The organism is Rothia sp. 88186D007BW (assembly GCF_053544215.1).
In genome coordinates, this window is record NZ_JBPPTR010000003.1 from 85,969 (window position 1) to 111,833 (window position 25,865).

22 protein-coding genes are annotated in these 25,865 nt (G+C 58.3%); 16 read left to right on the forward strand and 6 right to left on the reverse strand.

Features of this window, described 5'->3' with window-relative positions:
- Window positions 1–9 precede the first annotated feature (9 nt).
- Both grcA2 and ACEE09_RS02525 read right to left on the reverse strand, forming a co-directional pair.
- Complete coding sequence (grcA2, locus tag ACEE09_RS02520; protein ID WP_449081783.1) at window positions 10–261, reverse strand: autonomous glycyl radical cofactor GrcA2; 252 nt, start codon at window positions 259–261, stop codon at window positions 10–12.
- A 129-nt stretch (window positions 262–390) separates the two neighbouring features.
- Window positions 391–2,508 (reverse strand): pyruvate formate lyase family protein, encoded by a 2,118-nt coding sequence (locus ACEE09_RS02525; RefSeq protein ID WP_449081784.1) that lies wholly within the window; start codon window positions 2,506–2,508, stop codon window positions 391–393.
- A gap of 461 nt (window positions 2,509–2,969) precedes the next feature.
- Between ACEE09_RS02525 and ACEE09_RS02530 the strand changes: the two genes are divergently transcribed.
- From ACEE09_RS02530 to ACEE09_RS02550, 5 genes are all read left to right on the forward strand, one after another.
- Window positions 2,970–4,280, forward strand: a complete 1,311-nt coding sequence (locus tag ACEE09_RS02530; RefSeq protein WP_449081909.1) for a M50 family metallopeptidase — start codon at window positions 2,970–2,972, stop codon at window positions 4,278–4,280.
- 135 nt (window positions 4,281–4,415) lie between these two features.
- Window positions 4,416–5,579 carry a flavodoxin-dependent (E)-4-hydroxy-3-methylbut-2-enyl-diphosphate synthase gene (ispG, locus tag ACEE09_RS02535; protein WP_449081910.1) on the forward strand — a complete coding sequence of 388 codons (1,164 nt, stop codon included), beginning with the start codon at window positions 4,416–4,418 and terminating at the stop codon, window positions 5,577–5,579.
- A gap of 21 nt (window positions 5,580–5,600) precedes the next feature.
- Entirely contained in the window at window positions 5,601–6,785 is a 1,185-nt protein-coding gene (locus tag ACEE09_RS02540; RefSeq protein WP_449081786.1) for a GNAT family N-acetyltransferase, read from the forward strand.
- A 180-nt stretch (window positions 6,786–6,965) separates the two neighbouring features.
- On the forward strand, window positions 6,966–8,702 hold the full coding sequence (locus tag ACEE09_RS02545) for a hypothetical protein (protein ID WP_449081788.1): 1,737 nt from the start codon (window positions 6,966–6,968) through the stop codon (window positions 8,700–8,702).
- 200 nt (window positions 8,703–8,902) lie between these two features.
- Window positions 8,903–10,720 carry a proline--tRNA ligase gene (locus tag ACEE09_RS02550; RefSeq protein ID WP_449081790.1) on the forward strand — a complete coding sequence of 606 codons (1,818 nt, stop codon included), beginning with the start codon at window positions 8,903–8,905 and terminating at the stop codon, window positions 10,718–10,720.
- On the opposite strand, the gene ACEE09_RS02555 is transcribed toward ACEE09_RS02550, so the two are convergent.
- On the reverse strand, window positions 10,671–11,585 hold the full coding sequence (locus tag ACEE09_RS02555) for a hypothetical protein (protein WP_449081792.1): 915 nt from the start codon (window positions 11,583–11,585) through the stop codon (window positions 10,671–10,673). The genes ACEE09_RS02550 and ACEE09_RS02555 overlap by 50 nt on opposite strands.
- 168 nt (window positions 11,586–11,753) lie before the next feature.
- On the opposite strand from ACEE09_RS02555, the gene ACEE09_RS02560 reads away from it, so the two are divergent.
- From ACEE09_RS02560 to ACEE09_RS02600, 9 genes are all read left to right on the forward strand, one after another.
- Window positions 11,754–12,353: a ribosome maturation factor RimP gene (locus ACEE09_RS02560; protein ID WP_449081793.1), complete on the forward strand. Its 600-nt coding sequence runs from the start codon at window positions 11,754–11,756 to the stop codon at window positions 12,351–12,353.
- Window positions 12,354–12,491: 138 nt separating this feature from the next.
- Window positions 12,492–13,532 carry a transcription termination factor NusA gene (nusA, locus tag ACEE09_RS02565; protein ID WP_449081795.1) on the forward strand — a complete coding sequence of 347 codons (1,041 nt, stop codon included), beginning with the start codon at window positions 12,492–12,494 and terminating at the stop codon, window positions 13,530–13,532.
- Between the two features lie 193 nt (window positions 13,533–13,725).
- Window positions 13,726–13,989, forward strand: a complete 264-nt coding sequence (locus ACEE09_RS02570; RefSeq protein ID WP_449081912.1) for a YlxR family protein — start codon at window positions 13,726–13,728, stop codon at window positions 13,987–13,989.
- 187 nt (window positions 13,990–14,176) lie between these two features.
- Window positions 14,177–17,086, forward strand: a complete 2,910-nt coding sequence (gene infB / locus ACEE09_RS02575; protein ID WP_449081797.1) for a translation initiation factor IF-2 — start codon at window positions 14,177–14,179, stop codon at window positions 17,084–17,086.
- A gap of 173 nt (window positions 17,087–17,259) precedes the next feature.
- Window positions 17,260–17,697, forward strand: a complete 438-nt coding sequence (gene rbfA, locus ACEE09_RS02580; protein WP_449081798.1) for a 30S ribosome-binding factor RbfA — start codon at window positions 17,260–17,262, stop codon at window positions 17,695–17,697.
- Between the two features lie 3 nt (window positions 17,698–17,700).
- A complete protein-coding gene (gene truB / locus ACEE09_RS02585; protein WP_449081800.1) occupies window positions 17,701–18,747 on the forward strand; it encodes a tRNA pseudouridine(55) synthase TruB in 1,047 nt (348 codons plus the stop codon).
- A 6-nt stretch (window positions 18,748–18,753) separates the two neighbouring features.
- The gene (locus tag ACEE09_RS02590) at window positions 18,754–19,128 is read left to right on the forward strand and encodes a hypothetical protein (RefSeq protein ID WP_449081802.1); all 375 of its coding nucleotides are present in this window, start codon (window positions 18,754–18,756) and stop codon (window positions 19,126–19,128) included.
- 98 nt (window positions 19,129–19,226) lie between these two features.
- The gene (locus ACEE09_RS02595) at window positions 19,227–19,631 is read left to right on the forward strand and encodes a hypothetical protein (protein ID WP_449081804.1); all 405 of its coding nucleotides are present in this window, start codon (window positions 19,227–19,229) and stop codon (window positions 19,629–19,631) included.
- 81 nt (window positions 19,632–19,712) lie between these two features.
- Window positions 19,713–20,669, forward strand: a complete 957-nt coding sequence (locus tag ACEE09_RS02600) for a bifunctional riboflavin kinase/FAD synthetase (protein ID WP_449081805.1) — start codon at window positions 19,713–19,715, stop codon at window positions 20,667–20,669.
- Window positions 20,670–20,730: 61 nt separating this feature from the next.
- Here ACEE09_RS02600 and ACEE09_RS02605 read toward each other — a convergent pair whose 3' ends face one another.
- Genes ACEE09_RS02605 through ACEE09_RS02615 form a run of 3 tightly spaced genes read right to left on the reverse strand, consistent with a single transcriptional unit; the run spans window position 20,731 to window position 22,814 of the window.
- Window positions 20,731–21,555 (reverse strand): aldo/keto reductase, encoded by an 825-nt coding sequence (locus tag ACEE09_RS02605; RefSeq protein WP_449081807.1) that lies wholly within the window; start codon window positions 21,553–21,555, stop codon window positions 20,731–20,733.
- 36 nt (window positions 21,556–21,591) lie between these two features.
- Complete coding sequence (mtnN, locus tag ACEE09_RS02610) at window positions 21,592–22,332, reverse strand: 5'-methylthioadenosine/S-adenosylhomocysteine nucleosidase (RefSeq protein WP_449081809.1); 741 nt, start codon at window positions 22,330–22,332, stop codon at window positions 21,592–21,594.
- Window positions 22,332–22,814 carry an S-ribosylhomocysteine lyase gene (locus ACEE09_RS02615; protein WP_449081811.1) on the reverse strand — a complete coding sequence of 161 codons (483 nt, stop codon included), beginning with the start codon at window positions 22,812–22,814 and terminating at the stop codon, window positions 22,332–22,334. Before ACEE09_RS02615 ends, mtnN begins: the two co-directional genes overlap by 1 nt.
- 303 nt (window positions 22,815–23,117) lie before the next feature.
- Here ACEE09_RS02615 and rpsO point away from each other — a divergent pair, with 303 nt between their 5' ends.
- The gene (gene rpsO / locus ACEE09_RS02620; RefSeq protein ID WP_449081813.1) at window positions 23,118–23,387 is read left to right on the forward strand and encodes a 30S ribosomal protein S15; all 270 of its coding nucleotides are present in this window, start codon (window positions 23,118–23,120) and stop codon (window positions 23,385–23,387) included.
- Window positions 23,388–23,628: 241 nt separating this feature from the next.
- Window positions 23,629–25,854 carry a polyribonucleotide nucleotidyltransferase gene (locus ACEE09_RS02625; RefSeq protein WP_449081815.1) on the forward strand — a complete coding sequence of 742 codons (2,226 nt, stop codon included), beginning with the start codon at window positions 23,629–23,631 and terminating at the stop codon, window positions 25,852–25,854.
- The last annotated feature ends 11 nt before the right edge of the window (window positions 25,855–25,865 follow it).

Sequence of the window (25,865 nt, forward strand, 5' to 3'; positions counted from 1 at the left end):
GGGTAATCCCTAGGCCCCGTGGTGGAAGGTGCGTGAGAGTACGTCCATCTGCTGTTCGCGGGTGAGGCGGACGAAGTTGACGGCGTAGCCTGAGACGCGCACGGTCAGGTTAGGGTACTTGTCGGGGTTTTCCATGGCGTCCTCGAGGGTTTCGCGGTTGAGGACGTTGATGTTTGCGTGGTAGAGGCCCTTGGGGGCGGTCTTTGATGCGCGGTTCTGCTTCATTGAAGCCAGGCGCTCTTCATATGACTTAACTGCCATGATGTTCTCCTTAGTGGTGAGTTAATGAGGTTGCGAGCCCGGTAGAGGGGTGCCAGCCAGCTGGCTCGGGGCTGGCGTTAAGGGTGCTGGCGGGCACCCCTCTACCGGTGTTGCTGAATCTATTGAGTTTTAGTCCTCTTCAGGAATGAATCCTGCATCCAAGATGCCGACCAGGTTCTTGACCTGTTCGTCCTTGGTGCGGCCGAGGGCGGTGGGGGTGATGGTGTTGGTTAGGGAGATGCCGTCGAGGGCGTCTTCGTAGTCCAGCTTACCGACCGAAAGCATGGAGGCAACCATGCCGTGGGTGTCCATACCGTTTTCGGGGTTGGCGCCGGGGGAGAAGGGGGTACCTGCTCGGTGGCCGGAGGGGAAGTTACCGGTTGCCTTACCGTAGACCACGTTGGAGGTGATGGTCAGGACGGACTGGGTGGGGATGGCATCGCGGTAGAGGGGGATGGCCTTGATTTTCTCCATGACGGTGTGGACGATGGTGGCGGCGATGTCGTCGGCACGGTCGTCGTCGTTGCCGTAGGCGGGGAAGTCGCCTTCAGTGATGTAGTCAACGATTAGGCCGGTTTCGTCACGGACGGGGGTGACGGTGGCGTACTTGATGGCTGCTAGTGAGTCAGCGACGATGGATAGACCTGCGATGCCGCAGCCCATGGCGCGGACGATGTCTGAGTCGTGCAGGGCCATTTCGATGGCTTCGTAGGCGTACTTGTCGTGGCTGTAGTGGATGATGTTCAGGGCTTCGATGTAGGTGGCGATGACCCAGTCCAGCATTTCTTCGTACTTGACCCAGACCTCATCGAAGTCAAGGGGGCCATCGCCCTTGATGGGCTCGTAGCCTTCGACGATGAGCTTGCCGCTCATTTCGTCGCGGCCGCCGTTGAGGGCGTAGAGCAGGGCTTTTGCTGCGTTGACGCGGGCGCCGAAGAACTGCATCTGCTTACCGATTTTCATGGGGGAGACGCAGCAGGCGATGGCGGCGTCGTCGCCCCACTGGTTACGGATCTGGGGGTCAGATTCGTACTGGATTGAGGAGGTCTCAATGGAGATGGCGGAGCAGAATTCCTTGTAGCCGCTGGGCAGGTTTTCGTCCCAGAAGATGGTGATGTTGGGTTCGGGGGCGGGGCCTAGGTTGCGTAGGGTTTGCAGCAGGCGGAAGGAGGTTTTGGTGACTAGGGTGCGGCCGTCGTCGGTGAAACCGCCGTCTGACCAGGTTGCCCAGTAGGGGTCGCCTGAGAAGATTTGGTCGTAGTCGATGGTGCGCAGGAATCGGACGATGCGGAGCTTGATGACGAGTGCGTCGATCATTTCCTGGGCGTCGGTTTCGGTGATGAGGCCAGCGGCTAGGTCGCGTTCGAAGTAGATGTCCAGGAAGCCGGAGAGACGGCCGATGGACATGGCCGCGCCGTCCTGGGACTTGACGGAGGCTAGGTATGCGAAGTAGGTCCACTGGACTGCTTCTTGGGCGTTGCGGGCAGGGCCCGAGATGTCGAAGCCGTAGAGGGCTGCCATCTTCTTGAGGCGTTTGAGGGCCTTGATTTGTTCTGAGTGTTCTTCGCGGAAGCGTGCCCAGTGCTCGGAGAAGCCCTGGTCGCCTACTGCGTGCTTGGCGCGCTCTTTGTCGGCGATGAGGTTATCGACACCGTAGAGGGCAACGCGGCGGTAGTCACCGATGATGCGGCCGCGGCCGTAGGCATCGGGTAGGCCGGTGATGATGTGGGATGAGCGGGCTGCGCGGATGCGGGGGGTGTAGATGTCAAAGACGGCGTCGTTGTGGGTCTTGCGGTATTCGGTGAAAATCTTTTTGATGTTTTCATCGGGTTCTTTGCCGGCTTCGCGGATGGCGGTTTCGACCATGCGCCAGCCGCCGTTGGGCATCATTGCGCGCTTGAGGGGCACATCGGTCTGTAGGCCGACGATGACGTTGTCGTCTTCTGAGATGTAGCCGGCGGGGAAGGCGTCAATTTCGGCGGGGGTGTGGGTGTCTACGTCGTAGACGCGCTGCTTGCGTTCTACGGAGAGGTAGTCCTTTTCGAGGGTGTCCCAGACGCGGAGGGTTTTTTCGGTGGGCCCTGCCAGGAAGGAGGCATCACCTTCATAGGGGGTGAAGTTTTCGAGGATGAACCCTCGAACGTCAATGCTGTCTTGCCAGGGGCCGGGGGTGAACCCTTCCCATGCGGCGGCGGATTGGTCGTTGACAAAGACTCCCGTTGAGGGGGCTTCAACCTGTGCAGTCATTAGTGAGTGCTCCTAGTGAAGTGATGGGGTGGCGCTCGTTTGTTGGGTAGCGCGTTTTCACCTCTTATTGTGCTGAGTTTGGCCCTTAAAACAAATAGGTATATTTCATACCTAAAAATGTTTTGATGTGGTAGTGGCTGATATTTTCGCAGGTCACTGGGGGTCTTTAGTAGTTGGCCTACCTGATAATCCGTATGTTCTATCCAAATAAAGGGGAGGGAAATCTTCTCTTTGACGTTTTGTGACGTAAAGGCTTTTCTGACCTAAAAGTAAAGGTGAAAACCACCTCAAAGGGCCAGTTGCCTTGCCACATTATGGGTAAATTCAAAGACCCCACAAAGCGACAGCCCCTCATACTATGGCGTACTCTAACAGATGACCTGCCCAACCCCTGTGGGCGCCGCACCTCTAAGGAGCACCCTCGCGTGACCGTCCTACTTTTCATCATTGGTGTAGTGCTGATGGCCCTAGCTATCGCCGCATCTATCGCCCTGCACGAACTAGGGCACCTGGTACCAGCCAAACTCTTTGGTGTGCGCGTACCCCAATACATGATTGGCTTCGGCAAGACCCTTCTTTCCTGGCGGCGCGGCGAAACCGAGTACGGCTTCAAGGCCCTACCGTTAGGTGGCTATATCTCCATGATTGGCATGTACCCACCCGGCAACGACGGTAAGGACGGGCGCGCAGGCGGCACCAGCCCCTTGCAGCAGCTTGCCCGCCAGGCACGAGCAGCGGATGCTGAACGCGTCACCGAAGCTGACCAGGGCAGGCTCTTCTACCAGCTGCCGGTCTATCGGCGCATCATCATTATGTTGGGTGGGCCAGCTATGAACCTGCTCATTGGGGTGGTGGCTACCGCCGTGCTCATCACTGGTTTTGGCTCTTATCAGCCGACCACCAGCGTCCAGAGCGTTGCCCAGTGCGTGCAGGTTATTGACCCCACTACTGTAGGTGCTCCTAGCCCTACCGAATGTGGGGCCCAGGACCCCCAATCCCCAGCTAACGCCGCCGGGCTACAACCGGGCGATACTATTAGGACCTTTGCAGGTCAGAGTATTACCAGCTGGGACCAACTCACCGAGCTCATCCGCACCAACGCAAATACCCAGGTGCCTCTTACCATTGAACGGAACGGGCAGAGCATAGAACTCAGCATTACCCCTATGCTGACCGTGCGCCCCATCTACGATGAACTCACCGGCACCTACCTCACCAACCCTGATGGAAGCTACCAGACCCATGAGGTCGGTTTCATTGGTATTGGCCCTAGCACGGAGCTAACCCCTGGAACCATCGACCAGGTGCTACCCACTGTAGGGGAGTCGCTCCACCGCATTGGGGCTGCCCTCATCAAGCTACCAGCCCGCGTCTACGGGGTAGCTACCACCCTTATCACCAACGGCCAGCGCGATGCCAACAGCCCGGTATCTATGGTGGGTGTAGGCCGTATTGCCGGTGAAATTGCTTCACACGACCAGATTATTCTGCGCGATAAGGCCGCCTCTTTGGTCTCTTTGGTTGCTCAGATGAACCTCATGCTCTTTTTCTTCAACCTTATTCCTTTGCTGCCGCTTGATGGCGGGCATGTGCTAGGTGCCCTCTGGGAGGGGTTCCGCCGCAAGAGCGCAAAGCTCTTAGGACGCCGCGACCCTGGCCCCTTCGACCCGGTTAAGCTGCTGCCCCTGATCTACCTCGTTGCTGGGGCCTTCCTGCTGCTGACGGTGATTCTGGTGGCTGCCGATATCTTCAAGCCAGTGAGTATTTTTTAGAGTTAGCCGGCTGTCAGGGCACCCTGCCTACCCTGTGTGCTTTACCTCAACCGCTCTTTAGCCTGAAGCGTGGCACAATAGATAGTTGAACAGGTGCGCCTTGCTCGCACCGCCAAAGAACCTTTGGAGGAAGATTTGACCTCGGTCGCCCTTGGAATGCCCGCTGCTCCGCCGCCCGTTTTGGCTCCGCGCCGTAAAACCCGCCAGTTTAAGGTCGGTAGTGTAGGGGTTGGCTCAGAATCTCCTATCTCGGTACAGTCTATGACCACCACCAAAACCCACGATATTGGCGCCACCTTGCAGCAGATCGCTGAGCTCACTGCCTCTGGTTGCGATATTGTGCGTGTCGCCTGCCCTACCGATAAGGACGCAGAGGCCCTACCCATCATTGCCAAGCAGTCCCAGATTCCTGTGATTGCCGATATTCACTTCCAGCCCAAGTACGTCTTTGCTGCTATTGAAGCCGGTTGCGGGGCGGTGCGCGTGAACCCCGGTAACATCCGTAAGTTTGATGACCAGGTTAAGGAAATCGCGGCAGCCGCTAAGGACCACGGCACCTCCATTCGTATCGGTGTGAACGCCGGTTCGCTCGATAAGCGCCTACTGGAAAAGTACGGTAAGGCAACACCTGAGGCCCTGGTTGAATCAGCAGTGTGGGAGGCTTCTCTCTTTGAAGAGCACGGCTTCCACGACTTCAAGATTTCGGTTAAGCATAATGACCCTGTCATCATGGTTGAGGCCTACCGTCAGCTTGCTGCTGCCGGTGACTGGCCCCTTCACCTGGGTGTGACCGAGGCCGGCCCTGCCTTCCAGGGCACTATCAAGTCGGCTACTGCTTTCGGCGCTCTACTCTCAGAGGGTATTGGCGATACTATCCGTGTTTCCCTCTCTGCTCCTCCGGTTGAAGAGGTTAAGGTCGGTGCTCAGATTCTTGAGTCCTTGAACCTGCGCCCCCGCAAGCTCGATATTGTCTCCTGCCCCTCCTGCGGCCGTGCCCAGGTGAACGTCTGGGAACTGGCTGAGAACGTCACCAAGGGCCTTGAAGGTATGAAGGTTCCCCTGCGTGTGGCTGTTATGGGCTGTGTTGTCAATGGCCCCGGTGAGGCTCGTGAAGCTGACCTGGGTGTTGCCTCCGGCAACGGCAAGGGCCAGATTTTTGTTAAGGGTGAGGTCATTAAGACTGTGCCTGAAGAGGATATTGTGCAGACCCTGATTGAAGAGGCCAACCGTATTGCCCGCGAAATGGAAGAGCGCGGCGAAATTGACCTCTCTGGTGAACCTACCGTCTCCGTCTCCTAAGTACCTTTAAGAAAATCCACCGTGACCGTCTTTTCATGTTTCCCCCGCGGGGCAGATGACGCCCTGATACGCCCCCTGACTAAGGATGACCGGGCGGAACTTGAAACCATGATTGAGACGGACCCGGTGGGTTTCCTTTTTGCCGCTGAGCACCTGCATCACTTCGGTTTACCGGCCCCCAGCGCCCTGACCTCTTTGAAGGTCTCTCAAGGTTTTATGGGAGTTTTTGTGCCCCGTGAAATACACCCGGAGGTAGGGTTCCAGGGGGCTGGGAGCACCCAGCCTTCTGCTGGCCTGACCCTGCCTGTAGGGGAGAGGCTGCCCGCTAAAGTCAAGACTGCCCTCAATGGCTTATGGTCTAAAACTGGGGCTCTGGTTGGGCGCTCTGCTGGAGCGCACTTCGCCGAGCCGAACCCTCGCACCGCAGCCCCTATGCCGGGTCTAGCTGAGACTTTTGCTCCTGCGCCGTCTCAGGGCCAACCTCGTTATGCCCTGGTGGGGGCTTTCTGGTTAGGTGCGAACTGTGTCCCTCTGACTGTGCCGCAAACCTACCACCGGCAGGTGGCGGCCTACATCTGGAGGCATAATCGCAAGATAGGCTCCATTTTTGGTCACCAGGAACCTGTCATGGGTATATGGAGTTACCTTGCTCATCGCATGCCAGCCCCTTTTGACGTGCGCAAAAATCAGCCTCTTCTTGAGTTGCCTGTGACCACTGATTTAAGCCACATAGCCGGTGCGACTTTAGCTCGTCCCTCCTTGGGTGCCCCTGCTGTGGTGGAGCAGGTGCGCTGGGCTAGGACTGATGATAGGCCCAGCCTCATACAGGCCTCGGTGTCTATGTTTACCGAAGAAGTGGGCTATGACCCCATGACGCGTGACCCGGCCGGTTACGCCCGTCGCGTTGATGAGTTCACCCGCACTGGCCGAACCTTAGTGGCGGTAAATAGTGAAAATGTGGTGGTCTTTAAAACTGATGTGGGTTTGGCGCATGGGTCAAGCTGCCAGCTTCAGGGGGTTTGGTTGCACCCGTCCTACCGTGGTCAGCGGTTAGCGCCTGTTCTTTTGGCGCAGGCTTGTCAGCTGATTCGCCAGCGTTTTCCGCACCTGTCGCTCTATGTTAATGACTACAATGCACCGGCCAGCGCTCTCTATGCTGCAACGGGCTGGAAGCAGCGCTCAACCTTTGCAACAGTTCTCTTCTAAAGAGGAATATCCCCCAGTGAGACTACACATGTCCCCTAAAGGGGTGGTGTTCTGGCCCTGCTGTAACTGGTAGTTTTAATGGTGCACACTTTTACCTCTGCATCGCAGGTCTGGAAACCCCAATCACCCCAATTTCGGACGCAGAGCACCCCATTATTTACGAAACTTTGAGGGAAAGCATTGAAGAGCCTCCGCACATCTCTTGGCCTCACCACCTTGATCGGTCTTTCACTGACCTTGACTCCCGGCGCCTTTGCCGTTGACGCCGCTGTTGATACCACCACCCCTATTGGCGCCTACTGGGAGCAGCATCAGGACGTCCTAGGTGCAGCAACCGGCGAACAGCAGGTTTTTGCTAACGGCGCCACCCAGCAAACCTTTGAAAACGGCGTTGTAACCCAGGGTAAGTACGGCGGTGTTCAGGCTGTCACTGGTGCAGCTGGCGTAGCCTTCCTTAAGGCAGGCGGTGCTGAGAAGTTCGGCAACGCTGAATCATCCCCTTGGAAGCACAGCCACTGTGGCCTTTCGGTTACTACCCACGATGGTAAGACTCGCTGGCTTGTTGTGCTGGATGAGAAGACTCAGGCAGGCTCCTACCTTAACCTGAACTCTGCTGAGGCAAAGGCCTGGCAGGCAGAGCGTTCTAAGACCCGTTCCTGCTTTACCAATAACGCGGTTGCCCCTGCCGCCCCTGTTGTCTACGGTGCTCAGCCTGAGCCGGTAGTAGCTGAGGGTCCTGCCCCCCTTGCAGAAGGCGTTACCCCTGTAGAACCCGTTGCCGAGGGTATCACTCCTCCTGTCGAGCCTGTCGCTGAAGGTATCGCCCCTCCTGTAGAGCCTGTCGCTGAAGGTGTCACTCCTCCCGTAGTAGCGGCAGAACCTGAGGCTCCGGTTGCTCCTGAAGTTCCCGCAGAACCTGAGGCTCCGGTTGCTCCTGAAGTTCCCGCAGAACCTGAAACTCCGGTAGCCCCTGAAGCTCCGGCTGATACTAACTTTGGCGATGCTGCCAACAAGATTGCTGAGGCCCGCGCCCTTGCTCTTGCTGAGGGTGTAGTCGTTGCTGAAAACGGCGGTGAACTCACTAAGGTCACCTCTGACCTGGTCACCTTAAACTTCGGTGGCAACATCTCAGCTATCTACTCAATCTCCCAGGACCGCGCGCTGATGATCAACACTGACGCGCTAGCAATCTACCTGGCTAACCCTGGTGAGTACGGCACCTACCTCTACCAGAACGAGTACACCAAGCACTGGAAGACCGGGGCCTTAGAACTGCGTGCTCTCTTCTACAACACCACCGCTGAGCAGTGCTCCACCCCTGTCACCTGGGACGATCACGGTTATGCCCTCTTCTCTTCTGGCACCGCAGTCATCTCCCACTACTTTATCCAGTACAACGATTACGGCACCTGCATCAACTGGGATAACCAGACCGTTGCCTCTCCCGTTACCTGGGGCGCTGGTTTGATGGACCGCACCGCAACCGGTACTGAGATTGACGCCACCTACGACTGGTCAGCAGCTAAGTTCATTCCCCTGCAGCAGGTTCTTGAACTGCGCCTTGACGCTAACAAGGTTGTCTACATCAAGGCTGACGCGAACGGCAAGCCCCTGGCCGGTGCCCAGCCTGTTGAGTCTTCAGCTCTGACTGAGGCCCTCAACCTCGCTGATCGTGGCCGTTTCTCCTCCTACAACGACTGGGCTACCGGTGGCGACTGGAACATCTGGAACGAGATGACCATGCTGGGCGCTCCCATTGCTGATGCAACTGAAGTAACCGCCAATGGCACCACCACCGTGACCCAGCAGTTTGAAGGCGGCACCCTGATCTGGGCTAAGGGTTCTATCTTCATGAAGGCTGAACTCAACGACCTGGGCAAGGCCAAGCTAGCCTGGTACAACGACCTGGGCCTCTAAGCCCCTAGAATTCGCAGGTTCTTCTGCGCGGACACCGGCACCTACCTACCTGCCCTAAGGCAGGGGAGCGGGGTGCCGGCGTCCTTTCTTTAAAACCGGGTACAGCCCGTGCAGGTAGGCGGTAAACTGGTAGGTAAGTATGCCCGCCCCCGCCTTTTGTGCCGGTGGGTGGGCCCCGTACGAGAGAAGCGAGAAACCACTTGGTCCAGCGCCTGTCACACCTGTTCCTGCGCACCCTGCGTGAAGACCCCGTCGATGCCGAAGTTGCCAGCCATAAACTACTGGTCCGTGCCGGCTATATCCGCCGTGCTGCCCCCGGCGTCTACACCTGGCTACCGCTGGGCCTGAAGGTACTGGGCAAGATTGAGAACATCGTGCGTGAAGAAATGAACGCTATCGGTGCCCAAGAGGTACACTTCCCGGCCCTGCTGCCCCGCGAGCCCTACGAGGCAACCAACCGTTGGGAAGAATACGGCGATAACCTCTTCCGTCTGCAAGACCGTAAGGGCGCAGATATGCTGCTGGCCCCTACGCATGAGGAAATGTTCACCCTGCTGGTCAAGGACCTCTACACCTCCTATAAGGACCTGCCGGTTTATCTCTACCAGATTCAGACCAAGTACCGCGACGAGGCCCGCCCCCGCGCCGGTCTGCTGCGTGGCCGTGAATTCATCATGAAGGATTCCTACTCCTTCAACGTCGATGATGAGGGCCTGGAAGAGGCTTACCAGGCTCACCGTGCCGCCTACATCAAAATTTTTGAGCGCCTGGGCCTTGAAATCGCTATTGTGCAGGCCCAGTCTGGTGCGATGGGTGGTTCCCGCTCTGAGGAGTTCTTGCACCCCACCCCCATTGGTGAAGATACTTTTGTGCGCTCTGAGGGCGGGTACGCGGCTAACGTTGAGGCTGTTACTACCGTGGTGCCTGAGCCTGTGGACGCCTCTTCCACCCCAGCTGCCCACGTGGAGATGACCCCTGACTCAGCGACTATCGACACTCTCGTTGAACAATCCAACGCCTTGTACCCGCGCGAGGGTGAGCCCTGGAGCGCTGCTGACACCCTGAAGAACGTGGTGCTGGCCGTTATTCTGCCTGATGGTAGCCGCCAGCTGGTTGCTATTGGTGTGCCCGGTGACCGTGCCGTTGATCTGGGCCGTGTTGAGGTGAACGTGGGCGCCCTGCTGGGTGTTGGCGGTGAAGTTGAGGTTGAAGCTGCGAGCGAGGAAGACTTTAAGAAGTTCCCGCAGCTAGTCAAGGGCTACATTGGCCCCGGCCTGGCGCTGAGTGAGAAGTTCCTGGGCGCTGAATCAGCTACCGGTATTCCTTATTTTGTTGACCCCCGCGTCGTTGAGGGCTCTGCCTGGATTACTGGTGCTAACGAGGATCAGAAGCACGTCTACGACCTGGTACTGGGCCGTGACTTTGAGGCTGATGGTGTGATTGAGGCCTGCGAGGTGCGCGAGGGCGACCCGGCTCCTGATGGTTCTGGCCCCCTGATTGCTGCTCGTGGTATCGAGATGGGCCACATCTTCGCCCTGGGCCGTAAGTACGCTGAGGCCCTGGGCCTGAAGGTTCTGGATCAGAACGGCAAGCTACAGACCGTGACCATGGGCTCCTATGGTGTGGGTGTTACCCGCGCCCTGGCAGCTATTGCTGAGGGCAACCACGATGATAAAGGCCTGGTCTGGCCCCGTAACCTGGCCCCGGCCGATGTGCATGTGGTCATGACCGGCAAGGGCGCTGAGGTTGCAGAGGGCGCTGAGAAGCTGGTTGCTGACCTTGAAGCTACTGGGCTGGATGTCATGTTTGATGACCGCCCCAAGGTATCACCCGGTGTGAAGTTTGGTGATGCTGAACTTCTGGGTGTTCCTACCATTGTGGTAGTTGGCCGTGGCTTCGCTGAGGGTAAGGTCGAAATTAAGGACCGCCGTAGTGGTGAGGCCCGCGAGGTCACCCTTGAGGACGCCGTTACCGAGGTGCTGGCTGAAGTTTCGCTAACTCCTGGGCATCGAGGGTAAGCATAAGCGCCAGGGCCTCAAGGTCATCTGCTGACCTTGCCAGGTTCTGATCGGCAAGAGCGGCCCGCGCGTTGGACTCTATAGCTGTGGTGACGTCGGTGAGGTGCTGGGGTGCGTCCGCTGCTCCCACTAGGGGGTAGGACGCCGCCGGTGCCTCAAAGACCCCGTAGCAGGTGAGTACGGGGGCAGCTAAGCGGCTCATGCCGGTGCTGGCCTGCGCTAGCTGGCCAGCCTGGGAGGCTACCGCCCCATAGCCCTGCTGGGCTCGGGCGGCATAGACTTCGCTCACGTAGTTGAGCTGGTAGATGCTCTGCTGAAGAAGCGCCAGCGAGACAGGTTGTGCAGCCTCTTCACTACCTGAATTATCAGGAGCACCGGCGGCAAGCCCTTCATCGCTGCAGGTGTAGTTGCTGATTTTTTCTACATCATCAGCCAGGGCATCGGGGTAGGCAGCAGAAACCAGGCCGTCCTGGCGGGCAGCCTGCCACAGGTCGGCAAGGGCTGTGAGCGCGCGGGCCCGATCGCCGGCGTCCTCGGTGGTAAACCCTAGCTCAAGGAGCACCGAGATCGTGCTTTGAAGCTGCTGGTCAACCGGTTCATAGTCTCCTACGGTTACTTCTTGGGCCGCAGGGGCTAGGGATTCAAGGGCGCCCTGGGTGGCCTGGGCCAAATCATCTTTCCCTGCATCCTTGGCTGACTGCTGCAGGGCCGTGAGCTGGGTAGCCATGGTGCTTTGGTCTTGTAAGTTAGCCCGTATCTGTTCTGTCTGACGCTGGGAGAACCAGCCCATCGCAAGGAGCACTACCAGCAGGCCAGCCAAGAGGGCTGCCAGGAGCACGGGGGTTAGACGAATAGAGCGATTCATAGGTAGCTACCTCTCACAAGAAACAGTGCAGGCAAGGGCCCACCCTCCCCATTCTGCCAAAAAGTGCTCTGACTCGCCCGCCCTCAGCGAATTCCTAGCAGGCTGCTAGGGCACCGGTGGTAGGCTGGAGTGAATATATTTGAGCCCCAATACCAGGAGTTACGCGCGATGGCATCACCTAAAGCCAGTAAAAAGGACGCCCCCAACGCCCGTGAGCGCCGGGCTGCTGCCCGTGCCGAGCAGGGCATCACCCAAAAAGCCCCTGCCGGTAGCTTTGTGAGTGTTGAGGGTGTGCGTGAAGCTGTTACCCAGGTGGTAGAGCAGGAGTTCAAGCTGGTTTTGGAGAAGCTCACTGCTAAGGGCAGTGGTGCTAACCGAACCTTGGAAATTGTGGTGGACTACCCTGAAGACCGCACTGATGCCCTGTCTCTCGATACTATTGCTGAGGTTTCTCAGGCCCTCTCTACGGCTCTTGACGCCGTTGATGATGGTGAGGTGCCTTACTCTCTTGAAGTCTCATCGCGCGGTGTGACTAGCCCCTTGCTTGAGACTCGTCACTGGAAGCGTTCTATTGGCCGTCTGATTGAGATTACTGAAGCTGGGGGAGAGAAGTACCTGGCCCGGCTCGATGTTGTGACCGATGAGGGGCCAGTACTGCGCCGGAAGAAGGAGACCAAGAAGGGTCAGCCTGAGAGCTACCGTGACCCTGTTACCCTGCCCTGGGGCACAATTTCTGGGGCAAAGGTTGAAATTGAATTCAACCGCTAGCAAGTAATCGCTAGAATATAAAGACAAGACTGCACCTCAATACTTTTTGAGGCAGCGCGCCGCATACGCGCGAACATACACCGCAAGCGGTGCCGGAGCTTCTTTGCCCCGGCACCGTGTTACACGGAAGGGCCAACCATGGACATTGATTTGAGCAATCTCCGCCTGCTCGAAAAAGAGCGCGACATCTCAATCGACACCCTGATCCCGATGATTGAGAGCGCCATCCTGCTGGCCTACCAGAAGCAGCCCGGTGCTATCCGCGGCTCACGCGCTGAGCTTGACCGTACCACCGGTAAAGTCGCCATTTGGGCTCCTGAACTTGATGAGAACGATGAGCAGATTGGTGAGTTTGACGATACCCCCAATAACTTTGGTCGTATTGCCGCCTCAACTGCCCGCCAGGTCATTCAGCAGCGTCTGCGTGATGCCCAGGATTCAGCTGTTCTCGGTGAGTTCAAGGATCGTGAAGGTCAGTTGATTTCAGGTGTGATTCAGCAGGGCCCTAACCCCCGCATGATTCACGTTGATTTGGGCACCCTAGAAGCTGTACTGCCCACTAACGAACAGGTGCCGGGGGAGCGTTATACTCACAACACCCGTCTGCGCGCTTATGTGCTTGAAGCGAAGCGTGGCCCCAAGGGCCCCTCAATCGTGCTTTCTCGTTCTCACCCCAACCTGGTGCGTCGTCTTTTTGAGCACGAGGTCCCTGAAATTGCTGATGGGTCGGTAGAGATCATGGCTATTGCCCGTGAGGCTGGGCACCGCACTAAGCTTGCGGTGCGTGCCACTAAAGCTGGTGTAAACCCCAAGGGCTCTTGCATTGGTGAGATGGGTGCGCGTGTGCGTGCTGTGATGGGCGAACTCAACGACGAAAAAATTGATATCGTCGATTACTCTGAGAGCCCTGAAGAGTTTATTGCTGCTGCTCTCTCACCGGCTAAGGTCAGTGACGTTACTGTAACCGAGCGTAAGACTTTCTCAGCCCGCGCTATCGTACCTGATGACCAGCTTTCTTTGGCTATCGGTAAGGAAGGGCAGAACGCCCGTCTAGCTGCTAAGCTCACCGGCTGGCGTATTGATATCATCTCAGCATCTAAGTACGAGGCTGCCATGGCAGCAGCTCGAGCTGCGGGTACCGAAGATGATGAAGAAGCCCTCGATACTAGCGCAGAATAAGAGAGCTGACTAACATATTTGCCGTTAGCCCCCGCAAGGGGGCTAAACTGGTCTATTGAGGTCACACCACCAGAGGGTGCTCATGACTGGCAAGCGCCCAGCCATGTCTGCAAGCTCCGCCAAAAGAGCTAGCAGAAGATAGGTTAACAACACGAAGGGAGCGCCTGAGCTGCACACCCCCGTCCGCACCTGTATTGGCTGCCGAACCACAGCACCTGCCCCTGACCTCACCCGTATTGCCCTCACACAGACTGAACCACCGTGTGCAGTCTTTGACCGGGCCAAAAACCTCCCGGGGCGTGGAGCCTGGCTCCACCACACACCCGAATGCCTTGCCCTCGCACTCAAAAAGAATGCGCTGGCCAGGGCCTTTAGAACCCGGGTCGATGCCAAGGAACTGGTCATTCCCGCCCAGCGGGTAGCCGGTCCAACCCCGCCAGGGGTGGCGAACCAATAATGTCAACGAGTTTGACGACTTACTGTGTACGAAAGCGAGTCAGAAAACTGATGGAAACCCGATGAGTGCCGCGCAATGAGTACTTTCCTGTGCTCACCCACCGGCAAAAACCCAGCTGAAAACCAGCTGAAACCTCATACAAACTGAAGGTTCGCCCCTGTTCGGTGCGAACCAGAACAGGAGAAAAGTGGCTAAGCCCCGCGTTCACGAGATCGCTAAAGAACTCGGAATTCAATCCAAAGAAGCTGTCGCTAAGCTTCAAGAACTTGGCGAGTTCGTCAAGGGTGCATCATCAACCCTCGAACCGCCCGTAGTTAAAAAATTGCGTGCTGCCTTCCCCAACGCTACTGCCTCAACTGAGGCCCCGGCAGAACAGAAGAAGGCTGCTGCCTCCACGTCAGCTCCCAAGCCTGGGGCAACGTCAGCGAAGCCTGCTGCTGCGCCCAAGGCTGCTGGCACTCCTAAGCCTGCTAGCGCACCTAAGCCCGGTTCAAGCGCCCCCAAGCCTGGGGCCGCTGCACCGAAGGCTACCCCCGCAGCTAAGCCTGCTACCGAGGCTGCACCTGCTGCTGAGAAGAAGGACGCCGCCACCAAGCCTGCTGGCCCCCGCCCCGGCAACAACCCCTTCTCCACCACCCAGGGCATGTCAGCGCCCAAGCCGGCTGCTCCTAAGCCTGCTGCCCCTCGTCCTGCTGGCGCTAAGCCTGGGCCCCGCCCCGGCAACAACCCCTTTGCCCCTTCACAGGGCATGGGTAAGCGCAATGACCGTAACGAGCGTGGCGAAGGCGGCCGCTCAGGTGGCCCCCGCCCCGCAGGTGGTCGTAACGGCCGCGGTAACAACCCCGGTGGGCCTCGTCCTGCCGGTGGCGGTAACGGTGGCCCCCGCCCCGCAGGTGGCCGCAACAACGCTCCTCGCCCTGCTGGCGCAGGTGCCGGTGGGCCTCGCCCTGCCGGTGGCGCACCCCGCCCCGCAGGTGGCGGCGGCAACCGCCCCTCACCTAACATGATGCCCACCAAGATGAGCGGTAACGTCGGTGCCCGTGGCGGCGCCGGTGCATCTGCTGGTGGTGGCCCCCGCCGTGGCTCAGGTGGCCCCGGTGGCGGTAACGGTGGCGGCTTCAACCGTGGCCCCGGTCGCGGTGGCCCCGGTGCTGGTCGCGGCAACGCCCAGGGCGCTTTCGGTCGCGGTGGCGGCAAAAAGAAGAAGGGCAAGACTAAGTCAGCTCTGCGTCGTGAAGAGCAGCTGCGTCAGCCTACTATCGGTGGCGTAGCCGTACCTCACGGTGACGGCACCACCGAGATCCGTATGCGTCGCGGCGCCTCACTGATGGACTTCGCCGAGAAAATTGGCGCAAACGCCGCAGCCTTGGTGACCGTCCTGATTCACCTTGGTGAAATGGCAACCCAGACCCAGTCCCTCGATGAGGAAACCTTCGAACTGCTCGGTGCCGAACTGGGCTACGTCGTAAAGATCGTTTCCCCCGAGGACGAAGAACGTGAACTGCTCGAATCCTTCGACATCAACCTGGCTGCCGAAGCTGAGGCTGAGGACGAAGAGGTACTTGAAGTACGCCCGCCGGTTGTAACCGTCATGGGTCACGTTGACCACGGTAAGACCCGCCTGCTCGATGCTATCCGTAACACCAACGTCATTGACGGTGAAGCTGGCGGCATCACCCAGCACATCGGTGCCTACCAGATTCGCACCGAAGTTGAAGGCGAAGAGCGCTACCTGACCTTCATTGACACCCCCGGTCACGAGGCCTTCACCGCCATGCGTGCCCGTGGTGCCAAGGTCACCGACATCGCAATCCTGGTTGTTGCAGCGGACGACGGCGTCATGCCCCAGACCGTTGAAGCACTCAACCACGCCCAGGCAGCTAACGTGCCGATCGTTGTTGCAGTCAACAAGATTGATAAAGAAGGCGCTAACCCCGAGAAGATTCGTGGTCAGCTCACCGAATACGGCCTGGTACCCGAAGAATACGGTGGCGACACCATGTTTGTTGAGGTCTCAGCCCGCCAGGGTAAGAACATCGACGAACTGCTCGCCGCTGTCACCCTAACCGCAGACGGTGCCCTGGAACTGAAGGCTAACCCCAACAAGGAAGCCCGCGGTGTGGCCATCGAAGCTAACCTCGATAAGGGCCGTGGTGCTGTCACCACCGTACTGGTCCAGTCCGGTACCCTACGCGTAGGTGACGCTATCGTTGCAGGCTCCGCCTACGGCCGCGTCCGTGCCATGTTCGATGAGAACGGCACCAATGTGGAAGAAGCAGGCCCCTCACGCCCCGTACAGGTACTGGGTCTGAACACCGTGCCCCGCGCAGGTGACACCTTCCTCTCCACCGAAGAAGAGCGCACCGCCCGCCAGATCGCTGAAAAGCGTGAAGCAGCTGACCGTAACGCCCAGCTTGCTAAGCGCCGTAAGCGTGTGACCCTCGAATCCTTCGATGCCGCCGTGGCAGAAGGCAAGATGGACACCCTCAACCTCATCATCAAGGGTGACGTCTCCGGTGCTGTTGAAGCACTGGAAGAGTCCCTGATGAAGATCGAGGCCGGTGGCGACGAAGTTCAGCTACGTGTTATCCACCGCGGCGTTGGCGCAATCACCCAGAACGACGTCAACCTGGCAACTGTCGATAACGCAATCATCATCGGCTTCAACGTCCGCCCCGCCGAGCGTGTGGCAGAACTGGCCGACCGTGAAGGCGTAGAAATGAAGTTCTACTCCGTCATCTACCGCGCTATCGAAGAAGTTGAAGCAGCCGTCAAGGGTATGCTCAAGCCTGAATACGAAGAGGTTGAACTGGGCTCAGCCGAGATCCGCGAAGTCTTCCGCTCCTCCAAGTGGGGCAATATCGCCGGTTCAATCGTCAAGTCCGGCATCATCAAGCGCAACTCCAAGGCACGCCTGGTACGCGACGGTGCTGTGGTTGCAGATAACCTCAACATCGAATCCCTGCGCCGTTTCAAGGACGACGCCACCGAGGTCCGCGAGGGCTACGAGTGTGGTATCGGCCTGGGTTCCTTCAACGACATCAAGGAAGGCGATGTTATTGAAACCTGGGAGATGCAGGAAAAACCCCGCGTCTAGGCTTCTACCTGGCTGATACTAAGGACGCCGGCAGGCGGGGCACCCCGCCCCGCCGGCATACCAGGTACACAACCTAGCAATCACGCTTAGGCACCCTAGGGTTCGCGCTCGCAGCAAACCCTAGGGTGCCTTTACACTTAAAGATAGAAATATCTCTTACGAAGGAGAACATCATGGCAGATCCCGCACGCGCCGCCCGCCTAGCCGACCGTATCAAGGTCATCGTTGCCCAGGCCCTTGAACGTCGTATCAAGGACCCCCGCCTCGGCTTCATCACCGTCACTGACGCCCGCGTCACCAACGACTTGCAGCACGCCACCGTCTACTACACCGTGTTTGGTTCTGAAGAAGAGCAGGCCTCCACCAAGGCTGCCCTCGAATCAGCTAAGGGTATTTTGCGCTCTGAGGTGGGTAAGAACATCACTGCCCGTCTGACCCCCACCTTGACCTTTGTTCCCGATGAGGTGCCCGTTAACGCGGCCCACATTGAGGATTTGCTCCGCAAAACTAAGGAACGTGACGCTGAGCTTCTTGCTGCTCGTGAAGGGGCCGAATACGCCGGTGGCGAGGATGCCTACAAGAGCACCGAGACTGAGGAAGACGAAGCCTAAACCGTGGCCAAGAAAGCACCCACCGGGCCCTCTGGCCTCATTGTTGTCGACAAACCTGCCGGATTAACCAGCCACGACGTCGTTTCTAAAATGCGCTGGATTGCTGGTACCCGCAAAGTAGGGCACGCCGGAACTCTTGACCCTATGGCCACGGGGGTGCTCATTCTTGGTGTCAATAAGGCAACCCGCCTTCTGACCTGGGTGGTAGGGGAGACTAAAACCTATACCGCCACTATCCGCCTGGGTGTCTCTACCCTCACCGATGATGCAGAGGGCGAGGCAAGGGCAATCGCTGCTGCCGGTGCCCTGGACCAGATTAGTGAGGACGCCATCAGGCAGCAGCTTGCTCTTCTCACCGGGGATATTATGCAGGTGCCCTCTGCCGTTTCGGCTATCAAAGTCCAGGGGGTGCGCTCCTATGCGCGGGTACGCTCGGGCGAAGAGGTAGAACTGGATGCACGGCCTATCACCGTACATTCCTTTGACCTGCACCAGGTTCGCCCTGCCCAGGGCACCTACCAGCTAGGTGAAGACGAGGTGAGCACCAGCGTCCTTGACCTTGATGTGACCGTTGTCTGCTCTGCCGGTACCTATATTCGTGCCCTAGCCCGCGACCTGGGTGCGGCCCTGGGAACCGGCGCCCATCTTACTGCCTTGCGCCGCACCGCCATTGGCGAGATTCGTGCAGAAGATGCCTATAGTCTTGATGATCTTATTGCTAGGCGTGAAGCTGAAGAAGCTGCCCCCCTGCTACCTCTAGAAGAGGCAGCTCGCCGCCTTTTTGCCGTCCGTCATCTCACTGCGGCTGAAGCCACTGATTTAGCTAACGGGCGCCGTATCACCCCCACTGAGGGCAGTCTGGCCACTCAAGCTACTACTAAAACTGGTTCCACCGGTGGGCACGATAAACCTACCACTACGGGCCTTACCGCAGCCTTTGCCCCTAACGGGGTTCTGGTTGCCATCATCGAAAATACCCGTTTCCGCCGTCAAGATGTTGCCGCCCCTGTGCTCGTCTTTGAGGCCGGAACTAGTTTCACGGAAGACTAGCCCGCCATGATGATTGCTGGACTCGATCTCTGGTTCTGGGTGTGTGCGGCCCTGGGCACCGTCTCCTTCCTGATCTGTCTTACTAAGTTCCTGCGCGGGGCAGCCCCGGATGATTGGGCTCAAGGCTCCGTTATTGTCCTTGAGGTCTTTCTGCTTATGTACCTGGTCGGGTCTATTATCATGCAGGTCAGCACTGACGGCCCTAGCGGCGACTGGCTTGAATACTACGGCTACCTGATCACTGCCATGATTATTCCTGTTGGCACCTTCATCTGGTCCCTTGCAGAGCGGACCCGCTGGTCAACCCTGGTGCTGGGGCTAACTGGACCGGTGCTGGTGATTATGGTGCACCGCATGAATATGCTCTGGTACTACTATTAGGTTGGTGCGGCAGAAAGTAAGCGCACCCCCTGCACTAAAGGCCAGAAATACCCATAAGAGCAGCATCAACAGATTGCATGGGAGATAAGGACAAGACTATGAACCAAACGCAGAAGAACAGCGGCTTTGGGCGTCTACTTGTGCTGGTTTACGGTATTTTCACGCTTTCAGCCGGGGCGCGGGCTCTTTACCAGGTCATCCGAAAATTTGATGAAGCCCCGCTATCCATTAGCTTGTCAGCTCTTTCAGCTCTCATCTACCTGGTTGCCACTATCGCTCTGGCCAAGAAGGGGGAGAGGGCGTGGGTAGTTTCCCTGGTTGCCGTCAGTTTTGAAATGGTGGGGGTGTTGCTCATTGGTATCTTCTCCTACCTGCAACCCCAGCATTTTGAGGTGGCTTCGGTCTGGTCGCATTTTGGCTCTGGCTACGGTTATATTCCCCTGATTTTGCCTATGGTAGGGCTCTGGTGGCTTGCCAAAACCAGGCCTGTTCGTACTCGCTGAGCGAAGACGTCCGTCTGCACCTGAGCAGACCGTGCTAATTCCGCGTAGTATAGACACGAAGCAACCCAACCGAGGAGCACAGTGAAGCGCTTTACCGATCTCGCTCAAGTCCCTGCCGACTTTGGCCCCACCGTGGTTACCATCGGCAACTTTGATGGTGTGCACATCGGTCACCAAAAAGTGCTCTCTACCCTGGTCGATACGGCCCGGGCTCACCAGCTTGACTCTGTGGCGGTCTCCTTTGACCCTCATCCTGCTAAGGTTCACGGGCCTGCTGGTGGCCATATTGAAATCATGGGGCAAGATGGCCGGCAAAAAATTCTTGCAGATCTCGGCGTCGACTACTACCTGCTTCTGCACTATGACCTCACCTTTGCCGCCCAAACTCCTCAAGAGTTCGTTAAGCGCACTTTTGTTGATGCCCTGAATGCTAGGTTCGTGGTCATCGGTGATGATGTCCGTTTTGGGGCTCATAATTCTGGTGATCTCAACACCATGAGAGAGCTGGGCGAAAAATATGGTTTTGAGGTGCTTGTTGTTGAGGACCTGCTGGCCCTTGATGACCGCCGTTGCTCATCAACGTCTATCCGGCAGCTACTTGCTCAAGGGCAGGTGGGGCACGCCGCCTCTATCTTGGGGAGAAACCACTATATGAGCGGTGAGGTGGTACATGGTGCTGCCCGCGGCCGCGAGCTAGGCTTTCCCACCGCCAACCTACACGTTGATTCAGAAGGGCTTGTTCCTGCGGACGGGGTCTACGCTGGCTGGTTGACTGATCAGGGCGGCACCCGCCACCCTGTGGCTATCTCTGTTGGCACTAACCCTACCTTTGAAGGCATCACTACCCGCCAGGTGGAGGCTCATGTTATTGACCGCCCCCAGGAGAAGGTTGAGGACTTCAACCTTTACGGGCAGCATGTCACCTTGGAGTTTGTAGAGTACCTGCGCGGTATGGTGGCCTATACCGGTGTAGAAGCACTCATTGAGCAGATGCACGACGATGTAGAAAAGGTTAAGACGATCCTTAGCGGTAACTAATGAACATATAAAGAAGTTCCCGGAATAAGAACTCTTATTCCGGGAACTTCTTTACCTTCTCCTACATCTCTTCGTGGGTGTTGGGGTCGAAGTCGCGGCCCACCCCAGATTCTAGGGCGTCGATACGCTCAACCTGCTCGTCGGTGAGTTCCCAGTCGAAGACGGCCAGGTTTTCTTCCATGCGCAGGGCGTGAGAGCTCTTGGGCAGGGGCACCAGGTTCTTCTGAACCTCCCAGCGCAGGATTACCTGGGCTACGCTCTTGCCGGTTTCGGTTGCGATAGCCTCTAGGGCGGCGTCCTTGAGCAGGTCGGTTTTGCGGCCCAGGGGTGACCAGCACTGGGTGAGAATGGCGTGGTCGAGGTTGTAGGCTGCCCAGTCCTGCTTCTGGGAGTAGGGGTGCAGCTCAATCTGGTTGATGGCGGGGGTGACGCCGGTTTCTTCAATCAGGCGGTCAATGTGTTCGGGCAGGAAGTTAGAGACGCCAATAGATTTGACTAGCCCTTCTTCTTGGGCTTTGATGAGGGCCCGCCAGGTATCGACGTAGAGCCCCTGGGAGGGGTTGGGCCAGTGAATCAGGTAGGCGTCCAGGTAGCTAAAGCCCATACGGTTCAAGGTGCCTTCAAGGGAGCGTAGGGTGGCCTCGTAGCCGTGGTCGCGGCCGGGTACCTTGGACTGCACAAAGACTTCGTCGCGTGGGGTGCCTGAGCGTAGCACGCCGCGGGCAACACCTGGCTCGTTCTCGTAGTTCACGGCGGTATCAATGAGGCGGTAGCCGCGGATGATGGCCTCAGATACCGCGGCTTCGGCCTCTACATTATTGAGCGGGTAGGTGCCTAGACCTAGGAGTGGGATGGTGTTGCCGTCGCGTAGGGTGTGGGTTTGCATTGGTTTTCCTCTCAGGTGGTGCGGTGCGGACGCCGGTTAGCGGGTGAGCAGATCTAGCACGAGGGTTGCGCTTCGTTGGGCGACGATGGGGGCGTCCATGTGGAAGTCCTGATCGGCGGCTGGGCCGCATAGGTCAGAGATGCCGCGTACTGCGATGAAGGGCAGGGAGCGGCTGGAGCTAATCTGGGCCAGGGCGGTGGTTTCCATGTCGGTGGAGATAGCCTGGGGGAAGAGCTGCCGGGTGTCTTTGACGTTATGGGCGGTGACGAAGGACCCACCGGCTAGCATCTGCCCGAAGAGGGCACTGCCTTCGCCGGTGTAGGCTGCTGCTGCGGTGCGGGCTTTATCACCTAGGGCCGGGTCGGTGCTGTAGCTTGCGGGCATGCCAGGGACCTGCCCGAACTCGTAGCCGAAGGCGGTGGCGTCCGCGTCGGTGTAGGTGTAGTGAGTGCCGATAGCTAGATCTCCCACATTGACGTCGGCGCGTAGGCCACCGGCGGTACCGGCTGATACGATCACGCGCGGGATCGGTACTAGGGCCAGGGCAACAGAGAGGGCGGTGGCCGCATTGACCAGGCCAATCTGTGAGCGCACCAGCAGGATTTTTAGCTCATCAGTGCCGGTAGCTAATACTCGGGGGTAGAAGAGGGCTTCGCCCAGGGCGTAGGCTTCACCGGCAGGTTCTGTCTTCTCCAGGAAGGGGGCTGCTTCTACATCCATCGCTACTTGAACGATGGCAGCGTTCTCAAAGCCAGCGGGAAGTGCGAAAGCTGACATTAGGCCATCACCTGCTCCCACTCGTCCTTTTTCTTTAAGAAGGTACGCACCGCAGCCTGGGCTTCTTCCAGGGAGTGGTTGGCGCCCCAACCGCACTGCACCGCGTTAGCTGCCGGGACTTCATCAGCTTCAAGCAGGTCCTTCATGGTGGCTTCAAGCACCTGCATGAACTCGGCAGGTTCAAGGCCTAGAGTGAGGGCGTAGAAACCGGTCTGGCAGCCCATGGGAGAAAAATCGACCAGGGCGTCGGTGTGGTTACGCATGTGGTGGGCGGTCATGTGCTCAATAGAGTGAATAGCTTTCATGCCCAGGTGCTCCTTGTTGGGCTGGGCGAAACGCACATCGTACTTAACGAGGACGTCGCCCCCCGGCAGGGTCTTACGGGCTGCTACGCGCACGTATGGGGCGGCCACAGCGGTGTGGTCGAGGTCGAAGGATTCAACGTTTGTCTTTTGCTTCTCAAAATTTTCAGGCTTTTGCATGGTTTCCATTCTCCCAGGCTCGAAGCTCAATAGCTACCTGCTCAGTAATCTACTCAACATAGGCTGATTCAGTAGCGAGGGTAGACCTGTAACTGCGGGGTAGGGAAGAAGGGCAGGTGAGCCAAGCTACCGCCGGGCTCTCTTCCCGCTAGCAGGCTTGTGCGGTAGAGTTGTTGATGCATGTAACTGCAGTCCGTGGCAGTTCCCTGCAGAGGCTAAGTCACCTACCGGCGTCCTGGCCCTCAACCCGGCAGCAAAAATGTTGACCGGGCCGCACACGGCACTAACTCTAGGAGTTACACCATGGCTCTTGATCCCAAGATCAAGCAGGACATCATGAAGGAATACGCAACCCACGAAGGTGACACCGGTTCACCCGAGGTTCAGGTTGCAGTTCTGACTCGTCGTATCACCGACCTGACCGAACACCTCAAGTTCCACAAGCACGACCACCACTCACGTCGTGGTCTGATGATTCTCGTTGGTCGCCGCCGCAACCTGCTCGGCTACCTCAAGAGCGTCGACATCGAGCGTTACCGCGCCCTCATTGAGCGTCTCGGTATCCGCCGATAACACAAGGTTTGTGAGCGTGAGGGCGGCACCTGCACCCGCGCACCCGGCTTAGCATAAGCCTGATGCCGCTGGTCAAAGGTGACGCCCTCACCCACACCTACCACCCCCCCCAAATAACAGAATAAGTCGCCGCGTGCTTTGACGGTCCTCGGTAGCGGTTTACAGAAAACCCCACAGGCGGGGTCTGTGAGCCTCAATCGATGACCGAAGACGCGGCGCAGACAAGAGAAATGGAGGAACCTTGGAAGGTCCCGAAATTCAGTTTGCAGAAGCAATCATTGACAACGGCAAGTTCGGTAAGCGCGTAGTACGCTTCGAAACTGGCCGCCTAGCCAAGCAGGCCGCAGGCTCTGCCCTGGTCACCATCGACGACGACACCACCTTGCTCTCAGCCACCGCCATCGGCAAGAGCCCCCGTGACGGCTTCGACTTCTTCCCCCTGACCGTAGACGTTGAAGAACGCATGTACGCAGCCGGCAAAATCCCCGGCTCCTTCTTCCGCCGCGAAGGCCGCCCCTCAACCGAAGCAATCCTAGCTGCACGTCTCATCGACCGCCCCCTGCGTCCTGCCTTCAAAAAGGGCATCCGCAACGAGGTTCAGGTCGTTGTCACCGTACTCACCGTTGAGCCCGATGAAATCTACAACACCGTCGCCATCAACGCAGCCTCCTGCTCCACCACCCTCTCAGGTGCCCCCTTCGCAGGCCCCGTCGGCGGCGTGCGCGTAGCCCTGATTGACGGCCAGTGGGTTGCCTTCCCCAAGCACTCCCAGCTCGAGAAGGCTGTCTTCGATATGGCAGTAGCCGGTCGCGTTGTGACCAAGGCAGACGGCACCGAAGACGTAGCCATCATGATGGTCGAGGCAGAAGCTACCGACAACTCCTGGAAGCTCATCAAGGAAGACGGCGCCTCCGCACCGACCGAAGATGTCGTAGCCGAAGGCCTAGAGGCTGCTAAGCCCTTCATCGCCGCCCTCTGCAAGGCCCAGGCCGACCTGGCAGAACGCGCCGGCAAGCCCGCCCTGGAACTGCCCATCTTCGGTGAACGTGCCGCAGATGTAGATGAAGCAGTCAAGGCTTTTGAGCCCAAGATCGTTGAGGTCTACTCCATCGCCGGTAAGCAGGACCGCGAAACCGCCTCCGCTGACCTGCAGCAGGAAATCGTTGAAGCGCTCGCCGCTGAAGGCAAGGAATTTGAGGGCCGCGAGGACGAAGTCAACGCAGCTTTCAACGCCCTGACCAAGCACGTTGTGCGTCAGCGCATCCTGACCGAGCAGGTTCGTATTGACGGCCGTGGCCTGACCGATATCCGCCAGCTCACCGCTGAGGTTGAGGTACTGCCTCGCGTTCACGGTTCCGCTATCTTCGAGCGCGGCGAAACCCAGATTATGGGTGTCACCACCTTGAACATGCTCAAGATGGAGCAGCAGCTAGACTCCCTCTACCCGGTCAAGTCCAAGCGCTACATCCACCACTACAACTTCCCGCCCTACTCAACCGGTGAGACCGGTCGCGTTGGCTCACCTAAGCGCCGCGAAATCGGCCACGGTGCCCTTGCTGAGCGCGCCCTCACCCCGGTTCTGCCTTCCCGTGAGGAATTCCCCTACGCTATCCGCCAGGTCTCAGAGGCCCTGGGGTCCAACGGCTCAACCTCCATGGGTTCAGTCTGTGCCTCCACCCTCTCCTTGCTGAACGCCGGTGTGCCCCTGCGCGCACCTGTTGCCGGTATCGCCATGGGCCTTGTCTCTGATGAGGTTGACGGCGAAACCCGCTACGCAGCTCTGACCGACATTCTCGGTGCTGAGGACGCCCTGGGCGATATGGACTTCAAGGTCGCAGGTACCTCCGAGTTCGTCACCGCTATCCAGCTGGACACCAAGCTTGATGGTATTCCTGCCTCTGTTCTGGCAAGCGCCCTGACTCAGGCCCGCGAAGCCCGCCTGCACATCCTTGAGGTCATCAATGCAGCAATTGATGCCCCCGATGAGATGAGCGACTACGCACCGCGCGTTATCTCCGTGCAGGTACCGGTTGCCAAGATCGGTGAAGTTATCGGGCCTAAGGGCAAGATGATTAACCAGATTCAGGAAGATACCGGCACCGACATCTCTATCGAGGATGACGGCACCGTCTACATTGGCGCTACCGACGGCCCCTCAGCCGAAGCAGCCCGCTCAGCAATCAACGCGATTGCTAACCCGCAGGTCCCCGAAATCGGTGAACGCTACCTGGGCACCGTTGTGAAGACTACTACCTTCGGCGCTTTCGTCTCACTGACCCCCGGTAAGGATGGCCTGCTGCACATCTCCGAGCTGCGTAAGCTCAACGACGGCAAGCGCGTCGATGATGTTGAGGACGTCGTCGGGGTTGGCCAGAAGGTCCAGGTCGAGATCTCCAAGATTGACGACCGCGGCAAGCTGTCACTGGTACCTGTGGTTGCTGAAGATGAGAGTGGCGACGAAGAGTAAATAAGCTCTCC